The sequence below is a fragment of the Defluviitalea phaphyphila genome, assembly GCF_001466305.1.
GTDB classification, from domain to species: domain Bacteria; phylum Bacillota; class Clostridia; order Lachnospirales; family Defluviitaleaceae; genus Defluviitalea_A; species Defluviitalea_A phaphyphila.
In genome coordinates, this window is the sequence record NZ_JWID01000032.1 from 1 (window position 1) to 9479 (window position 9479).

The following is a 9479-nucleotide window of genomic DNA, read 5'->3' on the forward strand; positions in this document are numbered from 1 at the left end:
CTTTTATTACTTCTTCAACTAATAAGCTATTTTCCCCATACTTCATTTATTAAACCACCTTTCCCATAATTCTATAGTAGCACCTTCTTTTTTATATAACGGTAATCCGTTCTTGTTACATTAATTCCTTTATCTTTTTTTATCTATAATAAAAAATATACCAAAGATTTTAAAACGTATATCTTTTAGGTTAAAAAACTTTAGAAGATTGCGTAATATGATTTCTATATTAAAATAAGCTTAAAATCAATAATGGAGTAAGATTTTAAATAATCTAACCTCAACTATTGACAAAGAGTCTAAATAAAGGCTATTCTTACTACAATATAAAGACATACTCCTTCATTATAATAATTATTACTAAAATTATAAGATTTTACAAATATTATCTTATAACTTTAGCAATTATATTAATAAACATATATATAATTATTAACTTTAAGCTTTAGTAATTGTTGTCAGATAGAAATCAAATTTAGTCTAAAGCACAAAATTATTTACAGACTCAATCAATAATTTTTTTACTCCCCTAGGGGATTTTTCAGTTATATTTTAGGGGAATTTTCAATTGACAAATACACCTATTATTAAAGTATTTAGATTTTTTATATTTTTGTTTTAGAAATGTAACCATTGATTGTCATATATAAATCAATATTCTTTATTAAATAACAATATTTCTATAAATATAACTTTTTAAATATATTATATATACAGTCACAGCATCCTTATAAATTTTTTAAACAAATTTTTCTTTATTAGTTAAATTATTGATATTAACTTATAATAATTAGTTACTTTTCAAAAAACTATATTATATTTATTAATTATGTATATAAACAAAAGAATTTTATATATAATCAAAACCAATATTAGCCTTAATTCTATATTAACTATTAACAAAGACTTATTAATTTTCTTCAACATCTAATAAATATCCAAAAAACTCTTCATGTAAAGCAATATTTTCTTTTAGAGATTTTTTTGTATCTGCATTTATAATATCAATATTAAATTTATCAGTTAATTCATCCCCACCATCTAACATCACTAAAATAGAGTGAATTACTCCTTCTATAGTATTATTCATAATTTTTCTATATGCAATTTTACTTTCTTCTGTTTTTAACAATGTTTTTAATACCTTATATTCTTTTTCACATTCAGATGGAACTAAATCTCCCTGCTCATTTAATCTTTTAACTGAACTATCAACCCAATAATCTTTAATATCTTTTAATCTTTTAAATAATACTTTTTGCTCTTTCATCATAATACTCCCTCCTATTTATTACGTTTTGTAAACTTAAATGAAAATTGAGGACTCCAAACCCTCTGTGGTACAATGTTTTTTCCCAAAAAAATCTATACCTCCCATAAAAATGAAGTCATCATACAAAAAATTGTATCAGTAAAATGTCCAAAATGCAACAATAATCATTCATTTTATCGTTATGGCAAAAATAAAGATGATTATCAAAAATATCTTTGCCGTAACTGCAATCATCAATTTACACCTTTTAAACCTTCTAAAAGACAAACTAAAAATTATCCTCGTTTCCTGTATGTGGTAAAGCTACTTTCCTTCATCATGATTACGATTATTACTCTAATTATTGTTGTGGCGATAAAAAATGTAATCATTCTATGTTTGTTCCTAAACATAATTATATTTTACCTGCTTCTATGTCAAAGCTTATTGGTAAATCAGATTTTCTCATATGCGATATCATGTTCATACTATTATTACTGCACTTTCTATGTTTTATCTTGGCAAAAATTCTTTTAGAAATATTTCTTTAATTCTTAGAGTTATTAATAATATAAAAGTATCTCATACTACTATTAGTAATTAGTGTAAAAAGTTTGCTTCTCTTTTTAATAATCTTGTTTTAAAGCTTATTCAGCTCTTAATAAATTATCTATTCACCTTGACTATATTGTATAAAATAGAAAGGCCACATCAGTTAAAACTGTGTGCCCCACATTATAAAATCATATTAGATTTTAAACTCACTTTATTAATAAAGGCTGTTATCATTCGCTATCTCATTGTTGTACAGTTGAATAAATAAATTACTCAACACTTTTCATTGACTTAACAAATATTTTTGGCTCAAAAGTTGATAAAATATCTATTATTTCTTCGCTTGTTACTATGCAGTAGTTAGTTAATTGCTCAGAAACATAAAAACCACAACTTTCTTCCTCAGCCCATTTAGATAATTTTGAATTTTCCACCTTATACAAAAACCAATTTCTAAAAAAGAATTTATCGTTATATTTTTGTTGAATCTCTCCCCAAGTTCTCATCCTTATCCCTTCAACAGAAATCCTAATAATAGGAGGTATCCCATCAAATAATATCTCCACAATACTATTACCATCATTCAAAACAAATTTAGTTCCATCTTGATTTTGAACAAAATCCGTGACAATAAACTCTCCTTCTGGTATTTTAGCTGGATTCCATTTAATCCAATTTTCTTGCATATTTATGCTTCTATTCTCCATATCTGATTTCTATTCCCCTTCCATTTGGTTTTCTTATTTCTAAAGTAGGACGACCATCAGTACTACCTGGTCCTACAGTTACTGTTTTCCCATCAGGTAAAGTATCTGTTTTGCCTTGACCATAGGCAATATTTATTTTCTTTACTTTTAATGGATTAAGAGAATCAAATTCATTAATAGTTCGACTAAAATCACTCGATTTTACATACTGAATAGTTTTGCCCTTTGTTACTCTTCCGGCAATTGCTCCGTCCAAAATATCTTTAACTGTTTTTACTCCAGCTTTACTCATTCCATCACTACAAGAATTATAACTATTATATAATTCTTGTTACCATATATCAATTAAAAAATCCAAATATTACTTGAAAGTATGAGGTCTAACATGGGAAGTATATTGAAATCCTTTTAATGATTGAAGTAAGCTCAAGTTCTTTGTTCATGTATTTATGCACGGTAGTCTTGCTTATAATAATCTTTTTTCTTGCTAAAAATATCTGCATGCTACGATGTCCAAATTTGTCTGCTGTATCGTGATATATTTTCTGGATTTCATTGCAGATTTTCTGTTTTTGCGTATAATAATGGTGTTAGTATAATATTGTAGACACGGTTTTCCGAATGCTATAAAATATAGTAAAGGAAGGAAGTGTCTAGAATGCCAAAAAGATATACAGAAGAATATAAAAATACTATACTAGAGCTTTATAATTCAGGTAAAATACTAGCTGAGCTTAATAGTGAATATGGCCTACCAAAATCTACAATATTAACATGGGTAAAGAAGGCTAAACCCATAGCAGTGAATAATAACAAAACAATTACGCAGGCTGATTATGAAGCCATGCTTAAGAAGATGGCTAGAATTGAAGAAGAGAATGAAATATTAAAAAAAGCCTTGGCCATATTTGCAAAGAAGTAAGCTCAATATATAAGTTCATTACTGACAATAAACATATTCATGATATTAAACTACTGTGTAAAGTTTTAAAGGTTACTAGAAGCTCATATTATAAGCATCTCAATAAAAAAGAAAGTAAAAGGAGCATTGAAGATTGATTTCTAGAAAATGAAATTCTGAATATATATAAAGCTAGTAAATCTAGGTATGGAGCTCCTAAGATATATGAAAAATTAAGGGCTAATGGTGTATTCATAAGTCTTAAAATAACTCAAAGACTTATGAACAAGCTAGGTATAAAATCAATAATATGTAAGAAGTTTAGACCATATCCATCAAAAAATAAAGTTAAAAGTAGAGAAAATATAATAAATAGAGATTTCTCTACAACTGGAATCAATCAAAAATGGGTAACCGATATTACCTATATTCATACAATTAAAGATGGTTGGTGCTATCTTGCTTCTGTTATGGATCTTAATAGTAGGAAGATAGTTGGCTAAAAACATAGATACTACATTGGCTATAAAGGCCTTAGATAATGCATGTATAGAATCCTTTCACTCAGTATTGAAGAAAGAGGAAGTTAACCTAGTTAAATATTTTGATTTTGATGTTGCCAGACTTACAACATTTGAATATATAGAGTCTTGGTATAATAGAGAAAGCATACATAGCTCTCTAGGCTATATTACTCCCCAAGAGTGGGAAGATAAATTTAAGAGTGTTGCATAAAATTTATTCAAGAAAATGTGTCTACTATATTGACATAGGTCCATAATCTATTTCTAAAGCAAACTATAACTTTATTTTAAACAAACTATATATATTTGTATAACACTTTTTATCAAAGTAATTTTTTAATTTTAAGAATGATTTCCACTTTTCTATTGAATATTCATTAACTCCATTCCTTATTGCGACATCAATTAGTCTTTTTTCAATACAACATACTCCATCATAAGCTCCAATAGCATCGCATAATTGTATTAATTTGTCGTATTCATTATAGCAAATAGATTCTAAATAGTTATCAATAAACTTAATCTCAGCATCAGTACAATCTATTTTTCCACTATAACTTTTTAATATTTTTACTGGGAATGAATGGGTTAAACAAATTCTAGCAACATCAGTATATCCTTTAGATTGTAAAAATTTATATCCATCATAAATATGGCGCATCTCCGTTACCCCTTCTCTTCTTCCTATATCATGAAGAATTCCCATAATGTAAGCAACTTCTGAATCTAATCCACATAGTTCTGCAATACTTTTTGCACATTCAGCAACCATTAATGAATGCTGTTTCCAATTACCTGGATTATTCTTATAAGCATCTTCTAAATATTCTAATGCAATTCTCTTTGTAGGGATTTTCATTTTTCTATTCCTTTCATTTATATATATTAGAACTATAATGCATATTTTTTAATCATTTCAAATATTATTGCAAGTAAAGTAATTGAAGATCCTATTATTAAATAATTTTCGATAGCAAATTGATTAATTATAGTTGAAAATAAAATAGAACCTAATGGCATAAATAAGAGAGCAACAGTAAATACAATGCTAAAAACTCTCCCAGCATATTCTATTTCTACAGTTTGTTGTATAAATGAAATTAATCTGATATTAAACATAGTTAAAAATATATTAAATAATACAATAGGTAATAATAATATGAAAACTAATTTAAAATATGATAAAGTTATTGAAAAAAATGCCAAACAAGTGCCAGATACACCTAATAAATATAGTAAGTAACTGATTGTTATATCTTTCTTGCATCTAATATTTATAAATGAACCAAGAATTCCACCAATAGCTTCTGCTATTAAAAGCTTACCATACATATCTTTAACAATACCAATCATAATAATATTAGTATAAGGTATGAAAAGATTATACCCAGCTAAAAAAAAATTTACAAAAGCTGAAACAGTTATAATAAGTGCTACTTCTCTATGTTCTCGTAAATATAAAAAACCTTCTTTTATAGTTATTATCATCATCGAAAAATTTTTTTCCTACAAGTCTTGATTCATTAAATTCTTTAATAATAATAAGTTTCATCTCAAGTAAAGCAGATAATAAAAATGATATACAATTCAAAATCATTGCTGCTTTGATTCCTATTGAATTAAATAGAAAAATAGAAAAAATTGGACCAATAATACGTATAAATTCTCCTGATATATTCAAAACTGAGTTGAAAGTATTTGTAATATTCTGAGTTAAAGTATTTAACGCTATTGATTTATATGTTGGATAATTAAAAGATGAAAGAATTGATAATACAATATTGCCGAATATCAGAAAATAAGCCAAGTTTTTATTTTTTGTTAATATGCCTAATAAAAAGCATATTATAGCACTTATTAAATCTGTAATAATTAATATTTTCTTCTTATTACTTTTATCCGCCAAAGCTCCTCCAAAAATGTTGAAGATAATACTAACTACAGTATCTGAAGACTGATATATTGCTAGAAATATAGATTTACTAAAAAAATTATTAACAAACCACATATTGTTAATATAATCAAAAGTTATATTTCCTAACTTTGATATTATGTTTCCCAATGCCAAAAAGCAAAAATTTTTTCTTATACTCTTATCCATAAATCCTCCAAAATTAAAAATTAGCATTTATATAATTAATCCAATCATTTATAAATAATATGTATGTATAGAGATTTTTTAAACTTTTTTGGTGGATATATTATTCATCAATTTTAATTAACTAGTACAGAGATTAATTTATAAATAGTATATAATTTATTAAGATTAAGTATATATGGTTTTAGATTAGAACTAAATTTTAATGTAACAATTCCTGATCATTTTTCATATTTTGCACTATTCAACCAAGTAACTTATATTAATGTATTCCATTCTACTATTTCAAATACTTTTTTTTATAAGATTTTTTATTATTTTTGGTGTTGAAGTATATTTGATTTTAGTATTAATTCCTAATAACTTCATAAAATTATATATTTTAAAATAATAACACTTAAATTCTTCATCATTAGGTTGAACCATACTTACAAGTGTAAATATAACTTTTTGTTCTTCAATAGTTAAATTATAACTACTATCAATAATAAAAAAATTAGATCTTGTTATCCAATAATTGTTGTCCACATAATCACTTGTTATGAATATATTAACATATTAATAAGTGTATGTAAACTTTTATTCATATTCAGATAGTGTCAAGTTACTGTAGGAAAAAAATAATTATTCTTCCCCCATATTGTAGTGGTATAATAAAATTGTAACACCTCGACCTAATAGATATAATAACTATTAAGAAAAGAGGTAATTAAAATAAAAAATTATGAACCTGAATTCAAAAAGAATATTATTCGACTTCATCTAGAAGAAGGATGCATAATCCAAAGCTTATCCAAAGAATATCAAGTATCTAGAGCAAGTATTTCTATATTGATTAGATCTTATCGTGAAGAATGCCAAACAAACCAATAAATTAAAGAAGAACATGATTATATGTTGGAAAATCGCAAACTTCGTAAGCAGCTTGAAGAGCTTCAAAAGGAGAATCAGTTCTTAAAAAAAGCAGCGGCATTCTTTGCGAAGGAAATCGATTAATGGTTTATCGATTTATTAAGAATAACCATAAAACATTCGGTCTAAGATGGTTTCTAATAAAATTCAATCTTTCACCAAATGCTTATTATAACTTTCTAAAAGATAGAAAGTCTACTTATTATACACAAAAACAGAAAATCTGCAATGAAATCCAAAAAATATATCACGATACAGCAGGAAAACTTGGACATCGTAGCATGCAGATGTTTTTAGCAAGAAAAAAGATTATTATGAGCAAGACTACCGTGCATAAATACATGAACAAAGAACTTGGCCTTACTTCAATCGTTAAAAGGAGAAAACCCGGATATATTAAAGGACATGCCCCTAAAGTTTTTCCAAATCTTCTAAAACAGAACTTTACATCAGATAGGCCTAATCGTGTATGGTGTACTGACTTCACATATTTATTCTTGACAAATGGATAAAAATGTTACAATTGTTCTATTATTGATCTTTACGATAGTTCTGTTGTTGCTAGATTGAACGGTAAGGAAATGATCAGTACATTAGCGATAAACACATTAAAGAAAGCAATTACCTCACAGCCAAAATTTACTACTGGATTAATCTTACACAGCGATCAAGGCTCGTAATATACTTCCAAAGCTTTTACTGATTTTTGCAAGTCTATGAGCATTATTCAAAGTATAAGCAAAGCAGGCTGTTCCTATGATAATGCTCCCATGAAACGCTATTATAATACATTAAAAAATGAACTAATATATCATCACTATTATCACAATGACAAAGAATTGAATGAAGCAATAAATAATTTTGCTTATGTGTGGTATAACCATGTTAGACCTCATACTTTTAATAAAGGATTAACACCTTTTGAAGCTCGTTATAGAAAAATTAAGTCATAGTGTTACAAAAATGCTTGACCATTGCATGTCCATCATAATCATGTGAAATTAAACTATAGCCAAAACTTGAATGTCTCATAAACGAATGAGGGTTAGACTGTGATCTGTCAACACTTTTTTAGACATTTTTTTACCGAACAACAATATTTTTTAAAAACCTCTTATACTTGATATTTATGTTAGGTAAAAAATCAACCTAACATAAATATCAAGTGTTATAACTAGATTTTAACTTTCTGTATTCAATAGGAGTCATATAATCTAATGAACCATGAATCCTTATATTGTTATACCAGTTCACATAATCAAATAATTCATTTTCTAAACTGGCTAAGCTATCAAACCTTCTTTTTCTAATAAATTCAGTTTTAATAATATGATATAAGCTTTCAGCTACTGCATTGTCATATGGACATCCTTTTTTACTTAATGATCTTTTAATATCAAAAGTTTGAATTACTTCTTCTATTAATTTATTGTTAAATTCATTTCCTCTATCTGTATGAAATATACTAATTTTATCTAATGGATATTTACAATTTAAAAAAGCTTCATATACTAAACTTCTAGATATCTTAAGTATTCTACACATAGCACTAATACTGTATCTGCCCTTATTGGCTATAATTAAATCTATTTTTGTTCTAGTATTAGTGCCGCTTGCTTTAAAATATCATTTCCATTTCAAGCTCTTTAAGTCTTTTTCTTAAAGCTATTAGCTCTTTTTCTACTTCAGTACGATTATCTTTTATATCAAAAGATTCTATTTTATTGTATCTTTCGATACAAACTTTAAATGGAAATTTTAGTTATTCAACAACCTATTATAATATAAAAAAAGAGAGACATATAGAGATTAGAAACTTAGACATAAAGAAAAAAGTGATTACATAATGCGAAGATATCGCACGCGTAATCACAAATAACCCAGGGAGGATTATTCCTCCCACACCTTAGATATATTATAACACAACATTTAATCAAAAAATAGACTATGTGAAATAATAGTACTTTAACGAATGAAAAACGTTTCAATAACTGTCCATTTATATCAATTCTAAACTATTAATTGCTTTTAATAATTCACCTTTGGTTTTTCTTGCATATATTCTAGTTGTATTAATGTCACTATGTCCAAGAAGTTCTGCCACATAAAACAAATTATATCCTAACTCTAAAAGATTAATAGCTGTTCTATGTCGAAATGCATGGGCATGTAGCTTTCTTATATTAATTTTAGCTGCTTTACCATAGTCTTTAATTATAACATCAACATACTTTCTACTAAGAGGATTTCCATTTTTGTTAGTGAATAGTTTATCTATATTAGGTCTTGCTATTCTTACTTTTAAATATTCTTTTAGAATAGATATAAGTTTATCAGGTATTAATACGTTTCTATATTTGTCTTTTTTACCTTTAATCGGTATTTCTGTTTTGCCAATAACAGATATATCTAATGAAAGCATTTCTGATACTCGCATACCAGTTGTTTATGATAATCTAAAATTACCCTAGTATAATAATTGAAAATTCCCCTAGAGGAATTATAAAATAACCCTATGAAATGTTTTCAT

9 protein-coding genes and 4 pseudogenes are annotated in these 9479 nt (G+C 26.3%); 3 read left to right on the forward strand and 10 right to left on the reverse strand.

The annotated features are described in order from the left end of the window. Window positions 1-910: 910 nt before the first annotated feature. Window positions 911-1273 (reverse strand): RasGEF domain-containing protein, encoded by a 363-nt coding sequence (locus OM90_RS11290; protein ID WP_202813801.1) that lies wholly within the window; start codon window positions 1271-1273, stop codon window positions 911-913. A gap of 120 nt (window positions 1274-1393) precedes the next feature. Between OM90_RS11290 and OM90_RS12445 the strand changes: the two are divergent. After that, window positions 1394-1853, forward strand: a pseudogene (locus OM90_RS12445) (IS1 family transposase); the annotation flags it as partial. A gap of 223 nt (window positions 1854-2076) precedes the next feature. On the opposite strand, the gene OM90_RS11295 reads toward OM90_RS12445, so the two are convergent. Both OM90_RS11295 and OM90_RS11300 read right to left on the reverse strand, forming a co-directional pair. Further along, window positions 2077-2514 carry a hypothetical protein gene (locus OM90_RS11295; protein WP_058486983.1) on the reverse strand — a complete coding sequence of 146 codons (438 nt, stop codon included), beginning with the start codon at window positions 2512-2514 and terminating at the stop codon, window positions 2077-2079. Then, a complete protein-coding gene (locus tag OM90_RS11300; protein ID WP_058486984.1) occupies window positions 2504-2806 on the reverse strand; it encodes a hypothetical protein in 303 nt (100 codons plus the stop codon). The genes OM90_RS11295 and OM90_RS11300 overlap by 11 nt, the downstream gene beginning before the upstream one ends. A 366-nt stretch (window positions 2807-3172) precedes the next feature. Between OM90_RS11300 and OM90_RS11310 the strand changes: the two are divergent. Then, window positions 3173-4150 (forward strand): annotated as a pseudogene (locus OM90_RS11310) (IS3 family transposase). Between the two features lie 63 nt (window positions 4151-4213). Here the strand turns inward: OM90_RS11310 and OM90_RS11315 are convergent. From OM90_RS11315 to OM90_RS13255, 5 genes are all read right to left on the reverse strand, one after another. Continuing rightward, the gene (locus tag OM90_RS11315; protein WP_058486986.1) at window positions 4214-4798 is read right to left on the reverse strand and encodes an HD domain-containing protein; all 585 of its coding nucleotides are present in this window, start codon (window positions 4796-4798) and stop codon (window positions 4214-4216) included. 32 nt (window positions 4799-4830) lie between these two features. Beyond that, entirely contained in the window at window positions 4831-5430 is a 600-nt protein-coding gene (locus OM90_RS13330; RefSeq protein ID WP_058486987.1) for an MFS transporter, read from the reverse strand. Beyond that, window positions 5381-6040 (reverse strand): MFS transporter, encoded by a 660-nt coding sequence (locus OM90_RS13335; protein ID WP_058486988.1) that lies wholly within the window; start codon window positions 6038-6040, stop codon window positions 5381-5383. Before OM90_RS13335 ends, OM90_RS13330 begins: the two co-directional genes overlap by 50 nt. A 113-nt stretch (window positions 6041-6153) precedes the next feature. Next, entirely contained in the window at window positions 6154-6252 is a 99-nt protein-coding gene (locus OM90_RS13565; protein ID WP_408605922.1) for a hypothetical protein, read from the reverse strand. Between the two features lie 70 nt (window positions 6253-6322). After that, the gene (locus OM90_RS13255) at window positions 6323-6565 is read right to left on the reverse strand and encodes a replication initiation protein (RefSeq protein ID WP_058486989.1); all 243 of its coding nucleotides are present in this window, start codon (window positions 6563-6565) and stop codon (window positions 6323-6325) included. Window positions 6566-6745: 180 nt separating this feature from the next. Between OM90_RS13255 and OM90_RS11340 the strand changes: the two are divergent. Continuing rightward, window positions 6746-7902: pseudogene (locus OM90_RS11340) on the forward strand (IS3 family transposase). Between the two features lie 208 nt (window positions 7903-8110). On the opposite strand, the pseudogene OM90_RS11345 reads toward OM90_RS11340, so the two are convergent. Together OM90_RS11345 and OM90_RS11350 are read right to left on the reverse strand one after the other, a co-directional pair. Continuing rightward, window positions 8111-8687, reverse strand: a pseudogene (locus tag OM90_RS11345) (IS3 family transposase); the annotation flags it as partial. Between the two features lie 261 nt (window positions 8688-8948). Further along, the gene (locus OM90_RS11350; protein ID WP_058486991.1) at window positions 8949-9386 is read right to left on the reverse strand and encodes a tyrosine-type recombinase/integrase; all 438 of its coding nucleotides are present in this window, start codon (window positions 9384-9386) and stop codon (window positions 8949-8951) included. Window positions 9387-9479 lie beyond the last annotated feature (93 nt).